Below are 13,940 nucleotides of genomic sequence, written 5' to 3' on the forward strand. Positions count from 1 at the left end.
GATAAATTTTCGTTAATTATGAAATGGGAGTAATGATTTTACAATAATAAATAGAGAGAGTATTGGGGTGATATGAGTATGTTTGGGCTGACAAAAGAGGAAATTATGTTAATGCTAGAGGAGATGGAATTAGCAGAGAAGCACAAGAATGTGATTGCTGATATCTTACATCTAAATAATATGCGAATCGAACAACAACTCGCATTAATGATCCATTTAATCATAGATGAGCGCGAACGAAATATTTCCAACAATACATATCTAAACTAAAAAAATGTCGAAAAATCACAGGTGCTATGTTTGCAACGCCTGTGATTTTTTTGTCAGCCATTTTTATAATTTTTTCGTGAAGCAAATGATGCGATTAGCTTCTGTAAAACCGAGCTGAAGATGAACCCTTAGGCTTTCGTCATTGTCCCATTCACAGTCACTGGCAAACTCTAGACAGCCCCTATGCTTTGCCCATTGCTCACATTTCTCCACAAGCAGTCTTGCATAGCCCTGCTGGCGATATTCCTCTCTCACAAAAAGGCCTTCTAAATAGCCGACTGGACTCGAGTCAGTCCCTTCTACATAGTCTGTTCTTAACTGGCATTGGGCAAATCCAACTGCTTCGTCATCGTCATAGGCAAGGAAAATAGCTGCGTTTTCTTCCTTTAGCAGCTGTGTCATCTCTTCGGTAAATTCCTCTAGTGTATGATTGGGCCAGAGCAGTAAGGCTAATGAGGCTGCAGCATGAGCGTTCTTCTGGTTTGCTTGTTGAATCATAAAATCTTCCTCCTTTGTAAAAAATGAAACAAATTGTTTTGAAGTACGTACAAACTAGTAAGCGTTTTTATTTTAAAGCTCTAATTCTATTTTAACAATCTTACTTTAGGGGGGAATCCAATCATGTCACTCTTACAAACGTTAATTGAACAAGCGAAAAAGCCAAATGGATGGATTGGCTCAACGATGCTACAAATTATGAATTTTGCCCATCGTGGTATGAATGCATGGTTCATCAGGCAAGGAGCTATCAATGACGGTGATCGTGTGTTAGACATAGGTTGTGGTGGTGGGAAAACGCTCCAAATTTTATCCAAATTGAATCCAAATGGTATAATATATGGGATAGATTTTTCCACACAGGCAGTGAAGGAATCAATCAAATTGAATAAAGCAAATGTTGCCAGGGGTAGCGTCATTGTGAAAGAGGCAAGCGTTTCAAGCATTCCATACGATGATCAGTTTTTTGATGCGATTACAGCCTTTCAAACGCACTATTTTTGGCCATCCTTGGAGCAGGATGTAGAGGAAGTATGGCGGGTTCTGAAAAACGGTGGGAAATTTATTATCATAGCAGAGCTCTACAAAATGAACTATCATATGAAAGCCTATCAAACTCCTGAGGCAACGAAGCAATTATTAGAACGTATCGGTTTTCAAACCGTGTATGTCACCGAAAAATCAAGTAAAGGATGGCTTTGCATTACAGCTATTAAGTAAAGGATACATAAAATGGAGGGTATAAAAATGAAAAGATGTGATTGGGTCAAGCTAGATGAGCCTTTGTATGTGGAATACCATGACAAGGAGTGGGGTGTACCGGTCTATGATGACCAGCATTTATTCGAGATGCTTTGCTTGGAGGGGGCACAGGCTGGCTTGAGCTGGTGGACGATTCTCCAAAAGCGTGAAGGCTATCGTGAGGCATTTGATCAATTCGATGTGGAAAAAATTATCCATTATACAGCAGACAAGCTAGAGGAATTGCAGCAAGACACACGGATTGTACGCAATAAATTAAAAATAGCTAGCGTGGTGACAAATGCTAAAGCATATCTCCAAATACAGGAAAAGCATGGCTCATTCTCAGATTATATTTGGGGCTTTGTAGATCACAAACCAGTTATGAATGAGTGGGCATCCATCAAAGAGGTGCCTGTGACGACAGAAATTAGTGATCGTATGAGCAAGCAATTGAAGAAAGATGGCTTTAAATTTATCGGTAGTACTATTTGTTATTCTTTTATGCAGGCAGTGGGCATGGTAAACGACCATACAACAGATTGCTGCTGTCGACAAAAGGAGCTAGCGGATGGCAATTGAACAAATTCGGGCTCAACTAGCCACGCAGGCCACGATTTTTCAAACTGGTGGTATTCGACCTACACATGATTTATTGGAAAGCTGGATTGGCTATGTGGGCTGGTCCTTACCAGAAGAGCAGCCACCATCTGGCTATCAGCCGCTCGCTACGTTTTTTCTAAAAGGTCTACCCTATGTACCGATGGCATTACAGCCTTTTCAATTAGTCACAGTCTTTGTCGATGAACGTCTATTAGATCATCTGATGGAGGATGATCTTTGTTCTTATTTTGATATTAGAACGTACACCACTTTGGAAGGCTTAGTAAAGCGCGAATGGCAGCATGAACAAATTCGCGCGTTTCCACTCATACCACAACATATCACGAACGACTATCCAACATGGGATGGGGGCGGTATTCCTGCTCAATTGGAGGAAGAGATTTTGACGTTGGAGCATGAAAAGCAGCTCGACTATTTTGAGGATATTGTTGAAGACCTCTATCCACTCCATAAAATTGGTGGCTATCCAAGCTTTTGTCAAAGTGGCGTTGATTTCGGTGACGATGCGCCATTTGTCCTCCAAATTGCCTCCGATGCAAAAGCGCGTTTGAACATCGTGGATCATGGTAATTTTTATTTATTCTACAATCCAACAATCCAGACTTGGCACGTCTATTGTGATTTCTACTAAAGGGATGGCGGCTTGTCTCTTTCATGAATTGTCATCATGATGAACCGGTAAATCAGATATAAGCCAAGGTACGCCCCTGTAATTAGAAAGACAGGGTTTAAGAACACAGCATGGATCGTTGTCATAAAGACTACATCCTCAAGAATAATGTTCGTTATAGCTGTAGCGGCAATCGTGCTAAACAGAATCGCAGCAAGGACACCTAGTATGTTGAAAAGAAGGCGAAAGCTAGCCCATTTGTGCTGAAGATATGCCATAAGGCTGGGGATGCCAATCGTGGCAGTCAGCATGAAAATTGTCATAACATCACATCCTTTCTTTCAGATTGCCCTTGTTCGTTCCTGCATAAACATAGAAAACGATAGGAGGGAAACCGATTGCGATGGCAAGAAGGAGAGTTAAAAAGCACTAGGAAGGTGAAAAAAGTGGAGCATAAAACGGTGGTCAAAAATGGCATTGGCTTTGGTTCGGTTTTAGCGATTACGATCTCCTGGAGTGTGCATCACTCCATCATTTGGGCAATCATCCATGGCTGTTTTAGCTGGCTGTATGTTATTTACTACGCTATCATGCGCTAAACTTGTAGGTCAGCCTATCAACTAAGATGTTGTTTGAATAAAAATAACATTGGGTACATAAAAACAAAGCGTTCATAATTTTTAATGAGCAAGCATAAATAACAAAGTGCTCTTTTTCCAAAGTACCAATTGTATGAACGTAGAAGAAAGGTTGATAGAATGACACATCAAGTAACGGCTTTAAGTAATGTTAATGGTAATGCTACAGGCGTGGAAGGAATATTACAAAATGTAGCATTTATTTTATCGACGTTTACGATTCCTTGTCCGCTCCGCGAATATGTGACAAGGTCTGATATTCGTAAACCCTTCCAGCGTATGAAGAAAATAAACACAAAACGCCTCATTGAATGTATCCAACGTTTTGAACCACGAGCTGTCGTAGTAGATGTTGATTATCTTGGCGATGTGAATAGAGGAAAATTAGAGCCCATTGTCAAAGTCATTGTCAATGAATAGCTGAAAAAATATGAATTCTGCCAGGTATGGTTTCACGAACCTGGCAGAAGATTAAATGTGCTTATAGTGGTAGGATTATGGTATATGAATTGGTGTCAAGTAGGATAATGGAACAGTTACGCGTTTCTAATGGCAATAATTTGCTGGCAATCAATGATAAGTGGTGTTGCTGCTGCAGCATCTACCTCTAAGAATGTAGCACAGCAAGTTTTAGGATCTAAGCTGATGAATAAAATTCCTGCAAAGCTACCGCCACCTGCTAAAATAACATCAACCAAAGTGCCAGGAGATAAGCATCTTAATAGATGACAAATACAGCCTTTACACTTGTGATCTTTGGAATAATCCTTCTCGTAGTAGTAATCTTCCTCCTCTTTTTTGCAAGAGCAAGAATCCTCCTTATGTTCCCATTTACAATGGTCATCCTTTTCATGACACTTACATCGCTGGTGCTTCTGTTCCCATTTGCAATGGTCATCCTTTTCATGACACTTACATCGCTGGTGCTTCTGTTCCCATTTGCAATGCTCATGCTTGTGTTTGCATTTGCATCCTTCTTGTTTGTGTTCACATTTTTTTTCTAAATGACAATAGCATTTTACATATTGTTCACAGCACTTTTCTTTTTTATGATTCCAATTCATATATTGACTAAATCTACTATCCTGCATCTTTTTAATCTCCCTTTTTGTTTAGTTTTTTAGTAATGGTAGCGCTAACCTTTACATTTCTAATCTATGAAGCCACAAACAAAACTTCTTGGTAATTTGCCCTTTGTACAAAAAGAAAATTATTTTTTAATAATTAAAGAGAGAAATAGCCATACATAGCTGTGAGAATAATAACAATTTCAGGGAAAAAGATTGCTAGACTTCCGCCTGTAAATTTCATGGAGAAATGGAGCGAGTGTATGAAAAGTGTCCTGCAAATCTTCTTTTTATTCATGTGCTTACTGGTTGTGATGTCATTGTGGATGGCACAAAGGGAGCCTTTAGCTATAGCTCCGAGCACCGAAAGAGCAACTCCCTATGCAGAGGAGCTTGGCGAAAAATTACAAGCTACGAATTTTACAAAACAAGTGTTACAGGCGATACGGTCGGCAGGCTACTCGCCTGATAGTACAGTTGGTTATCTAATAGACTCTCCAGCGCATCAAGTCATCACTATTCAATTACACGATGGGGAAGAAATTGATGTAAGTACAGAAAGTGAAATTCAATCGATTATCGATGAGCTAGCTGAAAAGAATAATATGCATCTATTTATGGTTGATGTTCAATTACTAGAGCGTGAATAGTAGAGGGGAGGCACTGTGATCTGTGCCTTTTTACATATAAAGGGAATTGTAATATAATGATAAAGAGGTGAGAGAAATGAAAATATTAATATTAGGCGCGAGTGGACGTGTCGGCAGCCATTTGGTAGAACTAGCAATAAAGGATCAGCATGAGGTCACCCTATTAGTCCGAAATCCCGATAAATTACCGCACCATCATCAACAGCTGTGTGTAATGAAAGGGGATGTTTTAAACAAGCAGGATATCGAGCAGGCAATGCATCATGTGGATGTGGTGGTGAGTGCATTAAATACAGATGGAGGCACTACATTATCGGCTAGCTTACCATTGATTCTTGAAGCGATGACAAAGCAACGGGTGACAAGAATCATTACGATTGGAACAGCAGGGATTCTACAAAGTCGTGTAACGCCGACTCTTCTTCGTTACCAATCAACGGAATCGAAACGAAAATCGACCTTTGCTGCACAGGAGCACCAACGTGTATTCGAACAGCTACAGCAATCTGCAATGGATTGGACAATTGTTTGTCCTACCTATTTACCTGATGGGGCCTGGACAGGAAACTACCGCGTTGAACGCAACTTCTTGCCAGAGGGAGGTAGCGAAATTTCAGTAGCGGATACAGCAGATTTTGCCTACCAACAAATCTTCAGTGAGGAATTTTTGAGAACACGCGTCGGACTTGCCTACTAGAAAAGGGGAAATATAGTGAAATATATTCATGCCATCATGGGGATGGTAATCATTGTCGTAGGATGTGCCTTTCTCAGTACAACCATAGAGGAGGCGCCTGTTAGAAATGTGATGCTGAAAGTCTATGGAGCTATCATTGTTTCCATCGGGTTTTTCTACCTCAAAAAAATTGCGAAATTTGGTAAGCAATAAGCACTTTTACACACGGATAGTCTAAATGGACTTATCGCTTTAACCATTCTTTATCCTAAATCGTCCAAATGATAGCTATTTTAGTGAAAAAATATACTGTTATTTTCCTTTTTATAGAAGGTTTGCTATACTTTATGTCGAATATATCTATTGAAGAGGTGATTGTATGGACAAGGAGATATCAAATAACTATCAATATCCTAAACACCTAACAAGCCTTGATGGAATCGAAACGACAGAATTATATGTCATCAAGATAACAAAGGAACAAGTGGATAGGTTGATTGAGGATATCGATCAAACATTAAAGACGTCGACATGACGTCTTTTTTCATGCCAAAAAAGGCCACCTTCCAAGGAAAGTGACCTCAAAACAGGAGAGCTGTGGAAAGGCTAGATTTGCTTTACCCTACTATTTGTATGTAAAAGTAATCTTGTTAGCTAGCCATTTGCCTGAAAGATAGATGAAATTTACTCGATTTTCTAGCAACTCAGTTCACTATCCATATATGTACTACCTCAGTTCTTCTGACATGAAAAGGAGTAATTCAAAGCCAAATAATCGCGGATGATAGTAGGCTGTCCGCCATTTTCAAGACATAGCTTACTGGCAATTTTAATTTCCTTCTGATTATAGTGAGATTGTGCCCCAATCAAAAATATGCCTGACAGTATCAATAATGTACCGATGCCCAACACATATTTTATAACCCTTTTCACTCATCTAACCTCCATTTCGATACGTTTACCCTATTGTCTAACATATGTTGAAGCATGAAAGCATTATGTTTAATTGACAATTTGTATACATTTGTATACAATCAGTTTAAATTAATGTATACAAATGTATACAAAAGGAGTGTTTTAGAAATGAGAGGATCTGGATTTAGAGAGCATATGAGAGAGGGACATCACCGTGGTGGACGCCACAGAGGCATGGAAGGCGCGCCACAGCGAGGAGCAAAAACGTTCCGACGCGGCAAAGCGATTTCATTTTTAGAGATGCTGCATGTGAAGCGAGCTACCATTAAACAGCAATTAGAACAGCCAGAATTTCAATCGATTCAGCAAATTTTAGTCGGTGAATTAAAAGCCATCGATCTAGTTATCCAAGAATTTTGCCAGTTGTTTGATATTCAAGAAAATGAAACCAACGACAGTCTACAAGAGGAAGATAACGCACATGAAACAAATGAATAACTATATAGATGAGGTATTTTATCAGGACGATGCCCTATTAGAGGATGTCCTGTCCTCTATTGCCGAAAATGGTATGCCTGCTATTTCTGTCTCTCGATCATCAGGAAAGCTGTTGACGATGCTTGTATCGATTACTAGGTCAAAGGCTATTTTAGAAATTGGTGCTCTTGGCGGCTATAGTGGTATTTGTCTGGCGAGAGGAATGGAAGGGAAAGGCAAACTGACATCCCTAGAGTTAGAGGATAAATATGCACAGCTAGCCGCCAAAAACCTTGCCAAGGCAGGCTTTGCCGAGCAGGTAACGTATATGACAGGTCCTGCATTGGATAGCCTTGAAAAGCTTGTGGCAACGGGACAGTGTTTTGATTTTTTCTTCATTGATGCTGATAAGGATAACTATGAAAATTATTTAGACTATTGCATACAGCTAGCAAGCCCTGGTGCATTCATTGTGACAGATAATGTCCTAGCAGGAGGCAGTGTAGCAGACCCTATGGCGACACCCAAGCGCTATACAGCCATCATGAAAAAGTTCAATGTCACAGTGGCTAATCATCCGCAGCTGGATTCGATTCTTTTACCCATTGGGGATGGTATGACGGTTTCAAAAGTTATAAAATAATGCATATCAGAAATTAACTATTAATGGTAAAATGTTGTTAGCAAACGATAAGGGAGAGATGCTTTTGAAGCAAGCACTAGTGATCATTGATGCACAGCAAGAATTAATCGAGGGGAATCAGGATGAACAAGCCGTCTATCGCAAGGATGAATTGCTTAAAACAATCAATGCCGTTATTCAAAAAGCTATTGAGGCAGAGGCATATATTATCTTTGTACGTGATCAGGATGTAGCGGGTGGAGAAGGGGAAGGCTTTCAAGTACATCAAGCGATCCAAGTACCAACTACCGCTGTTTATTTTGATAAACTGGCTACAAACGCTTTTTATAGGACGGGATTACTCGATTACTTACAGGCCAATGAGGTAGAGCATTTGGTGATGATGGGCTGCAAAACCGAGCATTGCGTGGATACAGCAGTTAGAGCAGCAACTATACAAGGCTTTGATGTCACTTTAGTGGGAGATGGCCATTCAACAAATGGTTCCGACTACTTATCACCAGAAGATACGGTTGCACACCATAACGACATCCTACATGGCCATTACAATGTGGATCATTTCTCACTTGTACGAAACGCCGACGAAGCATTATTTGAACCCACACATAATAGTTATCGCTTATTGTAAAATGACCAAGAATCTAGGTTCTTGGTCATTTTTACATATAGAAGTGATTGAGCAACCAACCTATAACATTACTCAAGATACCAACTACTATCAAGACTAGCCCATGGGTTGGTGCTTGATAATCCTTTTTAAGTACAAACCCCATACAGATAGCCATGAGCCCACAAAAAGCTTGGAACAGGAGAAGGGCAGCTACCACATTGACCCAACCGATGAATAAAAGTAATCGCTTACTATTATTTTCATGTACCATTTATTGTTCTCCTTCATCATTTCTATGTAAATAAAGTACCGTACCTAACACGCCTAGTAGTAGGATTGAAAAAATAATAGACATTATCGCTTGATAGACAATGGCAGTTATAGCCAAAAACAGTAAAATAATCAGTATGATGAGACGCAGTAGGAATTTTGTTTTTTTACGAATGGCGAAAAAATCCTGTAGAATAATGAGTAAAAAGCTCACCCCAAATAGGAGAGCATATTCAAGAATGATTAGAGGATGCGCATTCGGTAGATCCCCATCATGAAAGTATTTTAAAATAATTATAGGAATGAGTATGTATTTTAAATACTTGTACCACTGGAAAAGACGATCCATGTTGCTGCCTCCAGCTCAATAGACTATTTTTACAAATATTGTAACGGAAATTATGATGCAACACAATGATCTTTTATTTTCATAGGGCCACTGTGCGAGCAGTGACCCTAAGTATCAAGTCAGGAGGTGTAAGGCTAAAATTAGCTTTACACTATTATATGTATGTGAAAGTAGCTTCAAAAGCTAGTTATCTGCCTGCTCGATAGATTATTTTTTGGAAGGCGACTAAATGGGGCACCAATTGTCGGATGAAGGGCTACTATTCCTGCTAAAGTAAAGATAAGGAAGGTGATAGAAGTGGATTCTTTAACAAGGTTGAATGAGGCGATTACGTATATCGAGGCCAATCTAACAGAGGAAATTGATGTGCAAGAAGCTGCGAGATTAGCTTATTGCTCGGAATACCATTTTAAACGTATGTTTTCCTTTCTAGCAGGCATCTCGCTATCAGAGTATATTCGTCGTAGGCGTCTGACGCTTGCCGCACTGGAACTATCAGATTCATCTATGAGAATTCTCGATATCGCGATTCGTTATGGCTATCGCTCTGCAGATGCATTTACAAGAGCCTTTCAGCAAATGCATGGCATCACACCATCGGAGGCGAGGCAAAATGGTCAGCACCTAAAAGCGTTTCCACGAATGACCTTCCAACTTACCATACAAGGAGGTTGTGAAATGAATTACCGACTCGAACAAAAAGAAGCGTTTCACATCGTAGGTCTTATGAAAAGAGTACCTATCGTCTTTCAAGGAGAAAATCAAGTGATAACTGAAATGGCACGTGCATTAACAATGGAGGATATTGGGCAACTAAAAAAGCTGTCGAATGTAGAACCAACAGGAATCATCCAAGCCTCCACAAACTTTTCTGAGGGCAGAATGGAGGAAAAGGGCGAGCTTGATCATTATATCGGCGTAGCCACAACCGAAACGGCTCACCATTTTTCACAGTTGGATGTACCCGCTTGTACGTGGGCTGTCTTTGAAGCGGTTGGACCATTCCCACAAACACTGCAGGAAACATGGGGGCGCATTTATGCGGAGTGGTTCCCATCATCTGGCTATGAACAGGTTGCTGGTCCAGAAATCGTGCGCCATACAAGCACGGATTTTTCCTCACCAACCTTTACAAGTGAAATCTGGATACCACTTCAGAAAAAGAAGCCTCTTGCATAATGCGAGAGGCTTTTACTGTATTTTCGTTCCATTGGGCAGCTGCTGATCGGGCGTTAACAGGATTACATCTCCCTCCACAGGTACACCACCAATGACTAATACCTCTGACTTAAAACCCGCAACACGACGTGGCGGGAAATTAACAATCGCCACTACTTGCTTCCCAATAATGACTTCGGGTGTATAACGCTTCGTAATTTGTGCGGAAGACTGTTTAATGCCCAATTCTTCACCAAAATCAATTTTCATTTTAATCGCAGGAACCCGAGCCTTTGGCAGTTCCTCCGCCTCTAAAACCGTGCCAATTCGTATATCAAGTGCTGTAAAATCTTCTATTGTCGCCATCACTGTACTCCTTAAGCTTTTATGACAATGTTAGCATTTAATAGAAAAAAATACAAAAAAAGAAGAGCACATTGCGTGCCCTTCTCTCGTTAACGACGATGCTCTACCAGGTCAATCGCACCTAACACAATGTGTGCTAAGCCAAAGCCAAAAATCGTATTGGCCACCATTTTGTTAGAGCCATGTTTTTGCTTCATTGCATAGCCTGCCGCCGTAACAGCTGACCCGAGTATAGTGGGGATTAAACCTTCACGAATTCCATTCATAAATTGATCCCTCCGTCGTATGATTCGGCGTGAGTTTCACACCATACTTACTATGAACGTTTGGCGCGGATACTATACTAGGCATCAACCGTATCAATCATGAAAGCAGTGATCTCTGTTTGATCTGCATTTGTATAGGCCTTGCAAAAAAGAACCACAGCACTTTCTTCATCATCAAACCATAAATAGCGAATTTCTGTTGTAAAGCAACTTTGGTCATTCATTTCATACACATCAATAGCTACGGAAGCTTCATCCAGCGGCCATGTTAAGGTACCTTGCAAGGCGAAAACCTCCTGCATAAATATAGCAGTATCCTCTGTTAATATCTTCTCCTGTTGAAGTTTCTCATATCTATTATGTACTAAATCATCTAAGGTCATTTTCGTTAATGCTCTTATTTTGTCTTTCATTTGCATAGCCTCCCTCCTTATAGTTATTTTACTGGAAAAGGAAAAATATTGTATAGGTACATAGGGATTTATTGAAACGAAAAAGAGCAGTTAGCCGTATAATAAACGAAGGGGGGCTGAAAATGAAGTATATAGGCATTGGCACCATCTTGTCCATTCTAGGTGTTATATGCTCCATTCTCATATGGGGTACAGAGAAAGCCCATTTGCTTTCAGGGCTACTCGGTGGAATTTTCATCGTTTCTGCCATGTTATTATCAGGAGCCATCGCAAGCGGAGATAGAATGCGAGCCAATTTCGCAACAGAAACCAATGAAGACAGAAACGAACGCAATCTTCTCATGAATAATGCGTTACTATTAGCAATACCAAACATTATCGTAGCAATCTTTATGTATTATCTAAGAAACTAATAGCAGCCATCAATTAAGAATAAGGCCTTGCATTCAACACATTTAGCATTCAATCCACCGATTTGCATGAGCAATCCATTCTAAGCGATTCTATCCATCAAAATGAGCGTTGTATCCGTCAGATTAGACAGTATATCCGTCACATTTAGCATTCAATCCACTGATTTACATGAGCAATCCATTCTAAGCATTTCTATCCATCAAAATAAGCGTTGTATCCGTCAGATTAGACAGTATATCCGTCACATTTAGCATTCTATCCACCGATTTGAATGAGCAATCCAATCTAAGCATTTCTATCCATCAAAATGAGCATTGTATCCGTCAGATTAGACAGTATATCCGTCACATTTAGCATTCTATCCATCGATTTGAATGAGCAATCCATTCTAAGCGATTCTATCGATCAAAATGAGCATGGTATCCGTCAGATTAGACATTGTATCCGTCACATTTAGCATTCAATCCACCGATTTGAATGAGCAATCCAATCTAAGCATTTCTATCCAACAAAATGAGCATTGTATCCGTCAGATTAGACAGTATATCCGTCACATTTAGCATTCAATCCACCGATTTTAAATGAGCAATCCATTCTAAGCATTTCTATCCATCAAAATGAGGATTGTATCCGTCAAATTAGACAGTATATCCGTCAAATATAGAATTCTATCCACCGATTTGAAATGAGCAATCCATTCTAAGCATTTCTATCGATCAAAATAAGCATTGTATCCGTCAAATTAGACAGTATATCCGTTACATTTAGAATTCTATCCAACAATCATTACATATAAAAATCATAAAAAGTGTCACATCTACCCTAGGTGTGGCTTTTTTTGTTGCATTTAATAGAGAGGAGTACATTTGCAATAGAGAGGTGGTACTATGCAATTAACAGATGGTACACAGATATTTGACACGGACATCATTGATGAGGCTGCTAAAAAGAGGGAGCGTGATGAGCAGGAGCGGGAGATGCTCAACGCCTTTGCCCGCTATGCATATCTACGATATAAGCAAATACGAGACAAAGTAAATCCGCGGAAATGCAAATATATGTATATTCATCAGGTGCGCCAGCAATTAGCATTACCTGCTAGACTACAACGTGTTTGCAAGCTGCTAACGATGACGGAAGAGGAAGTTCTCTACATTGTTGAATTTGTGCGGAAGTATTTGAAATACGTTAAATAAGCCTCATCTACAAAGATGGGGTTTTTTTACATAATTTCTAGGGAGAATTGTTTCTCAACAACCGCTCCATATAGTATGATGAACGTGTATAAAGGAGTGAGCGTAGTTGAGATTGATTAAATTTCTAGTGGTAATTGCTATATTTGTTGGTGTAGTGGGGTATGGTGTACTACATTTCGGCACAAAATTTGCCTCTGAAAAAATTGTAGATACCTTGTCGACAGAATTAGAAAATAGCGGACAAAAGGAAGAAATCAAAAATACCATTGAAAATGACCCACAATTAAAAGCCTATATGGAAGAGGCGAAAACGGTCGATAGCAGTACCTTACCGTTTACGACAAAAGAAGAGGCAACGAAAGTCTTAATTCAAAAAGTGGGCATTACCGATTTGAACGACATGCGTGTAAAATTGCAGGACGGCTCGATGACGCAGGAAGAAGCTCTACAAATGGTGGAAGGCAAATTATCCGATGAAGAGATTGCAGCTTTAAAAGTCATTGTCTATAAAGAGCTTTATGAATAACAAACAGCAGAAGCAATTGTTTGCTTCTGCTGCTTGCATTACCCATTACAGATCATGATTATATTTCCATCTAAATCTTGAATGTTGAAGTAAGCAAAGTCATCAAAACGTTCTATAGGCCGAACAATCGGAATGCCCTTGTCTTTCATAGACTGATAGGCATCGTCAATATTGTTTGTGTAGAAATTAAACAACACATGCTTGGACGGCTGTAACTGAAAGCCAGGATCAAATGTGTGATCGTCTAAGGTAATTCCCGTCTCAGAGGAAATGGGTAAATTGTAGACAGGCGAAACTACCTTCTCTTCACAAAAGGGCAGACCAAGAAGTTGGCTATACCATTCTGCTGATTGACGTAAATCTCGGACATGAATAAAAACATTATTCACCTTCTTGGTAAGAGGGGACGTTACAAAATTCATTCTTTCTACCACCTTTCGCTTGTTCTTATAGGAATTCGCTAAAAAATTTTTTTCACCTGCTTAAAAGAGCATGCTTCATGGCATGTTCTTTTTTTATGTCCCATTTTTAAAAATTTTCTTTATATAGTTAGAAAGGACATT

27 protein-coding genes are annotated in these 13,940 nt (G+C 39.7%); 17 read left to right on the forward strand and 10 right to left on the reverse strand.

Annotated features, from left to right (window positions below; genetic code table 11):
- The first annotated feature begins 78 nt into the window (after nt 1-78).
- Entirely contained in the window at nt 79-270 is a 192-nt protein-coding gene (locus tag MKY76_RS10090) for a hypothetical protein (protein WP_048393895.1), read from the forward strand.
- 63 nt (nt 271-333) lie between these two features.
- Here the strand turns inward: MKY76_RS10090 and aac(6') are convergent, their stop codons facing one another.
- Nucleotides 334-768, reverse strand: coding sequence for an aminoglycoside 6'-N-acetyltransferase (aac(6'), locus tag MKY76_RS10095; RefSeq protein WP_103117952.1), 435 nt, complete (start codon nt 766-768; stop codon nt 334-336).
- Between the two features lie 123 nt (nt 769-891).
- On the opposite strand from aac(6'), the gene MKY76_RS10100 reads away from it, so the two are divergent.
- Genes MKY76_RS10100 through MKY76_RS10110 form a run of 3 tightly spaced genes read left to right on the forward strand, consistent with a single transcriptional unit; the run spans nt 892 to nt 2,764 of the window.
- On the forward strand, nt 892-1,488 hold the full coding sequence (locus MKY76_RS10100; RefSeq protein WP_048393890.1) for a class I SAM-dependent methyltransferase: 597 nt from the start codon (nt 892-894) through the stop codon (nt 1,486-1,488).
- A 27-nt stretch (nt 1,489-1,515) separates the two neighbouring features.
- Nucleotides 1,516-2,091, forward strand: a complete 576-nt coding sequence (locus tag MKY76_RS10105) for a DNA-3-methyladenine glycosylase I (RefSeq protein WP_048393888.1) — start codon at nt 1,516-1,518, stop codon at nt 2,089-2,091.
- Nucleotides 2,081-2,764, forward strand: coding sequence for a DUF1963 domain-containing protein (locus MKY76_RS10110; protein ID WP_315058062.1), 684 nt, complete (start codon nt 2,081-2,083; stop codon nt 2,762-2,764). The genes MKY76_RS10105 and MKY76_RS10110 overlap by 11 nt, the downstream gene beginning before the upstream one ends.
- Here MKY76_RS10110 and MKY76_RS10115 read toward each other — a convergent pair.
- Nucleotides 2,761-3,066, reverse strand: a complete 306-nt coding sequence (locus MKY76_RS10115; protein ID WP_048393885.1) for a hypothetical protein — start codon at nt 3,064-3,066, stop codon at nt 2,761-2,763. The two genes, MKY76_RS10110 and MKY76_RS10115, sit on opposite strands and share 4 nt — an antisense overlap.
- A 75-nt stretch (nt 3,067-3,141) precedes the next feature.
- Here MKY76_RS10115 and MKY76_RS10120 point away from each other — a divergent pair, with 75 nt between their 5' ends.
- Both MKY76_RS10120 and MKY76_RS10125 read left to right on the forward strand, forming a co-directional pair.
- Nucleotides 3,142-3,342 carry a hypothetical protein gene (locus MKY76_RS10120; protein ID WP_048393883.1) on the forward strand — a complete coding sequence of 67 codons (201 nt, stop codon included), beginning with the start codon at nt 3,142-3,144 and terminating at the stop codon, nt 3,340-3,342.
- Nucleotides 3,343-3,501: 159 nt separating this feature from the next.
- A complete protein-coding gene (locus MKY76_RS10125; protein WP_048393880.1) occupies nt 3,502-3,801 on the forward strand; it encodes a hypothetical protein in 300 nt (99 codons plus the stop codon).
- A gap of 116 nt (nt 3,802-3,917) precedes the next feature.
- On the opposite strand, the gene MKY76_RS10130 is transcribed toward MKY76_RS10125, so the two are convergent.
- Nucleotides 3,918-4,472 carry a hypothetical protein gene (locus MKY76_RS10130; protein WP_342557762.1) on the reverse strand — a complete coding sequence of 185 codons (555 nt, stop codon included), beginning with the start codon at nt 4,470-4,472 and terminating at the stop codon, nt 3,918-3,920.
- A gap of 239 nt (nt 4,473-4,711) precedes the next feature.
- On the opposite strand from MKY76_RS10130, the gene MKY76_RS10135 reads away from it, so the two are divergent.
- The 4 genes from MKY76_RS10135 (at nt 4,712) to MKY76_RS10150 (ending at nt 6,309) form a co-directional block, all read left to right on the forward strand.
- Nucleotides 4,712-5,098, forward strand: a complete 387-nt coding sequence (locus MKY76_RS10135) for a hypothetical protein (protein WP_103117954.1) — start codon at nt 4,712-4,714, stop codon at nt 5,096-5,098.
- Between the two features lie 76 nt (nt 5,099-5,174).
- Nucleotides 5,175-5,795 carry an SDR family oxidoreductase gene (locus MKY76_RS10140; RefSeq protein ID WP_103117955.1) on the forward strand — a complete coding sequence of 207 codons (621 nt, stop codon included), beginning with the start codon at nt 5,175-5,177 and terminating at the stop codon, nt 5,793-5,795.
- 15 nt (nt 5,796-5,810) lie between these two features.
- The gene (locus MKY76_RS10145; protein WP_315058070.1) at nt 5,811-5,987 is read left to right on the forward strand and encodes a hypothetical protein; all 177 of its coding nucleotides are present in this window, start codon (nt 5,811-5,813) and stop codon (nt 5,985-5,987) included.
- A 166-nt stretch (nt 5,988-6,153) separates the two neighbouring features.
- Entirely contained in the window at nt 6,154-6,309 is a 156-nt protein-coding gene (locus tag MKY76_RS10150; protein ID WP_016993988.1) for a hypothetical protein, read from the forward strand.
- A 197-nt stretch (nt 6,310-6,506) separates the two neighbouring features.
- On the opposite strand, the gene MKY76_RS10155 is transcribed toward MKY76_RS10150, so the two are convergent.
- Complete coding sequence (locus tag MKY76_RS10155; protein ID WP_016993987.1) at nt 6,507-6,707, reverse strand: hypothetical protein; 201 nt, start codon at nt 6,705-6,707, stop codon at nt 6,507-6,509.
- Between the two features lie 150 nt (nt 6,708-6,857).
- Here MKY76_RS10155 and MKY76_RS10160 point away from each other — a divergent pair, with 150 nt between their 5' ends.
- The 3 genes from MKY76_RS10160 to MKY76_RS10170 all read left to right on the forward strand — a co-directional run bounded on the left by MKY76_RS10160 (nt 6,858) and on the right by MKY76_RS10170 (nt 8,437).
- Nucleotides 6,858-7,187, forward strand: a complete 330-nt coding sequence (locus tag MKY76_RS10160; protein ID WP_048393875.1) for a hypothetical protein — start codon at nt 6,858-6,860, stop codon at nt 7,185-7,187.
- Nucleotides 7,171-7,809 carry an O-methyltransferase gene (locus MKY76_RS10165; protein ID WP_257961172.1) on the forward strand — a complete coding sequence of 213 codons (639 nt, stop codon included), beginning with the start codon at nt 7,171-7,173 and terminating at the stop codon, nt 7,807-7,809. Before MKY76_RS10160 ends, MKY76_RS10165 begins: the two co-directional genes overlap by 17 nt.
- Nucleotides 7,810-7,873: 64 nt before the next feature.
- Complete coding sequence (locus MKY76_RS10170) at nt 7,874-8,437, forward strand: isochorismatase family protein (protein ID WP_342557763.1); 564 nt, start codon at nt 7,874-7,876, stop codon at nt 8,435-8,437.
- Nucleotides 8,438-8,468: 31 nt separating this feature from the next.
- On the opposite strand, the gene MKY76_RS10175 is transcribed toward MKY76_RS10170, so the two are convergent.
- Both MKY76_RS10175 and MKY76_RS10180 read right to left on the reverse strand, forming a co-directional pair.
- Nucleotides 8,469-8,690, reverse strand: a complete 222-nt coding sequence (locus MKY76_RS10175) for a hypothetical protein (protein WP_342557764.1) — start codon at nt 8,688-8,690, stop codon at nt 8,469-8,471.
- Nucleotides 8,691-9,038: a hypothetical protein gene (locus MKY76_RS10180; RefSeq protein WP_315058078.1), complete on the reverse strand. Its 348-nt coding sequence runs from the start codon at nt 9,036-9,038 to the stop codon at nt 8,691-8,693.
- A gap of 297 nt (nt 9,039-9,335) precedes the next feature.
- Here MKY76_RS10180 and MKY76_RS10185 point away from each other — a divergent pair, with 297 nt between their 5' ends.
- Nucleotides 9,336-10,217: an AraC family transcriptional regulator gene (locus tag MKY76_RS10185; RefSeq protein ID WP_342557765.1), complete on the forward strand. Its 882-nt coding sequence runs from the start codon at nt 9,336-9,338 to the stop codon at nt 10,215-10,217.
- A 12-nt stretch (nt 10,218-10,229) separates the two neighbouring features.
- On the opposite strand, the gene csaA is transcribed toward MKY76_RS10185, so the two are convergent.
- The 3 genes from csaA to MKY76_RS10200 all read right to left on the reverse strand — a co-directional run bounded on the left by csaA (nt 10,230) and on the right by MKY76_RS10200 (nt 11,247).
- The gene (csaA, locus tag MKY76_RS10190) at nt 10,230-10,562 is read right to left on the reverse strand and encodes a chaperone CsaA (protein WP_257961168.1); all 333 of its coding nucleotides are present in this window, start codon (nt 10,560-10,562) and stop codon (nt 10,230-10,232) included.
- An 89-nt stretch (nt 10,563-10,651) separates the two neighbouring features.
- Nucleotides 10,652-10,828 (reverse strand): hypothetical protein, encoded by a 177-nt coding sequence (locus MKY76_RS10195; RefSeq protein ID WP_004228639.1) that lies wholly within the window; start codon nt 10,826-10,828, stop codon nt 10,652-10,654.
- A 77-nt stretch (nt 10,829-10,905) separates the two neighbouring features.
- Nucleotides 10,906-11,247, reverse strand: a complete 342-nt coding sequence (locus MKY76_RS10200) for a hypothetical protein (protein ID WP_342557766.1) — start codon at nt 11,245-11,247, stop codon at nt 10,906-10,908.
- A gap of 116 nt (nt 11,248-11,363) precedes the next feature.
- Between MKY76_RS10200 and MKY76_RS10205 the strand changes: the two genes are divergently transcribed.
- From MKY76_RS10205 to MKY76_RS10215, 3 genes are all read left to right on the forward strand, one after another.
- Nucleotides 11,364-11,654 carry a DUF5316 domain-containing protein gene (locus MKY76_RS10205; RefSeq protein ID WP_257961166.1) on the forward strand — a complete coding sequence of 97 codons (291 nt, stop codon included), beginning with the start codon at nt 11,364-11,366 and terminating at the stop codon, nt 11,652-11,654.
- Between the two features lie 888 nt (nt 11,655-12,542).
- Nucleotides 12,543-12,851, forward strand: coding sequence for a hypothetical protein (locus MKY76_RS10210; protein ID WP_004228634.1), 309 nt, complete (start codon nt 12,543-12,545; stop codon nt 12,849-12,851).
- Nucleotides 12,852-12,957: 106 nt separating this feature from the next.
- Nucleotides 12,958-13,377 carry a hypothetical protein gene (locus MKY76_RS10215; protein ID WP_048393864.1) on the forward strand — a complete coding sequence of 140 codons (420 nt, stop codon included), beginning with the start codon at nt 12,958-12,960 and terminating at the stop codon, nt 13,375-13,377.
- Between the two features lie 38 nt (nt 13,378-13,415).
- Here MKY76_RS10215 and MKY76_RS10220 read toward each other — a convergent pair whose 3' ends face one another.
- Complete coding sequence (locus MKY76_RS10220) at nt 13,416-13,799, reverse strand: VOC family protein (protein ID WP_112117943.1); 384 nt, start codon at nt 13,797-13,799, stop codon at nt 13,416-13,418.
- Nucleotides 13,800-13,940: the final 141 nt, after the last annotated feature.

The sequence above is a fragment of the Lysinibacillus sp. FSL P4-0201 genome (assembly GCF_038593425.1).
In the GTDB taxonomy this organism is placed as follows: domain Bacteria; phylum Bacillota; class Bacilli; order Bacillales_A; family Planococcaceae; genus Lysinibacillus; species Lysinibacillus capsici.

Bases quoted from the DNA above. Each gene is read 5' to 3' on its own strand.
- MKY76_RS10090 (WP_048393895.1), top strand. From the start codon at position 79: ATGTTTGGGCTGACAAAAGAGGAAATTATGTTAATGCTAGAGGAGATG.
- MKY76_RS10100 (WP_048393890.1), top strand. From the start codon at position 892: ATGTCACTCTTACAAACGTTAATTGAACAAGCGAAAAAGCCAAATGGA.
- MKY76_RS10105 (WP_048393888.1), top strand. From the start codon at position 1,516: ATGAAAAGATGTGATTGGGTCAAGCTAGATGAGCCTTTGTATGTGGAA.
- MKY76_RS10110 (WP_315058062.1), top strand. From the start codon at position 2,081: ATGGCAATTGAACAAATTCGGGCTCAACTAGCCACGCAGGCCACGATT.
- MKY76_RS10115 (WP_048393885.1), bottom strand. From the start codon at position 3,066: ATGACAATTTTCATGCTGACTGCCACGATTGGCATCCCCAGCCTTATG.
- MKY76_RS10125 (WP_048393880.1), top strand. From the start codon at position 3,502: ATGACACATCAAGTAACGGCTTTAAGTAATGTTAATGGTAATGCTACA.
- MKY76_RS10130 (WP_342557762.1), bottom strand. From the start codon at position 4,472: ATGCAGGATAGTAGATTTAGTCAATATATGAATTGGAATCATAAAAAA.
- MKY76_RS10135 (WP_103117954.1), top strand. From the start codon at position 4,712: ATGAAAAGTGTCCTGCAAATCTTCTTTTTATTCATGTGCTTACTGGTT.
- MKY76_RS10140 (WP_103117955.1), top strand. From the start codon at position 5,175: ATGAAAATATTAATATTAGGCGCGAGTGGACGTGTCGGCAGCCATTTG.
- MKY76_RS10150 (WP_016993988.1), top strand. From the start codon at position 6,154: ATGGACAAGGAGATATCAAATAACTATCAATATCCTAAACACCTAACA.
- MKY76_RS10160 (WP_048393875.1), top strand. From the start codon at position 6,858: ATGAGAGGATCTGGATTTAGAGAGCATATGAGAGAGGGACATCACCGT.
- MKY76_RS10165 (WP_257961172.1), top strand. From the start codon at position 7,171: ATGAAACAAATGAATAACTATATAGATGAGGTATTTTATCAGGACGAT.
- MKY76_RS10175 (WP_342557764.1), bottom strand. From the start codon at position 8,690: ATGGTACATGAAAATAATAGTAAGCGATTACTTTTATTCATCGGTTGG.
- MKY76_RS10180 (WP_315058078.1), bottom strand. From the start codon at position 9,038: ATGGATCGTCTTTTCCAGTGGTACAAGTATTTAAAATACATACTCATT.
- csaA (WP_257961168.1), bottom strand. From the start codon at position 10,562: ATGGCGACAATAGAAGATTTTACAGCACTTGATATACGAATTGGCACG.
- MKY76_RS10195 (WP_004228639.1), bottom strand. From the start codon at position 10,828: ATGAATGGAATTCGTGAAGGTTTAATCCCCACTATACTCGGGTCAGCT.
- MKY76_RS10200 (WP_342557766.1), bottom strand. From the start codon at position 11,247: ATGCAAATGAAAGACAAAATAAGAGCATTAACGAAAATGACCTTAGAT.
- MKY76_RS10205 (WP_257961166.1), top strand. From the start codon at position 11,364: ATGAAGTATATAGGCATTGGCACCATCTTGTCCATTCTAGGTGTTATA.
- MKY76_RS10210 (WP_004228634.1), top strand. From the start codon at position 12,543: ATGCAATTAACAGATGGTACACAGATATTTGACACGGACATCATTGAT.
- MKY76_RS10220 (WP_112117943.1), bottom strand. From the start codon at position 13,799: ATGAATTTTGTAACGTCCCCTCTTACCAAGAAGGTGAATAATGTTTTT.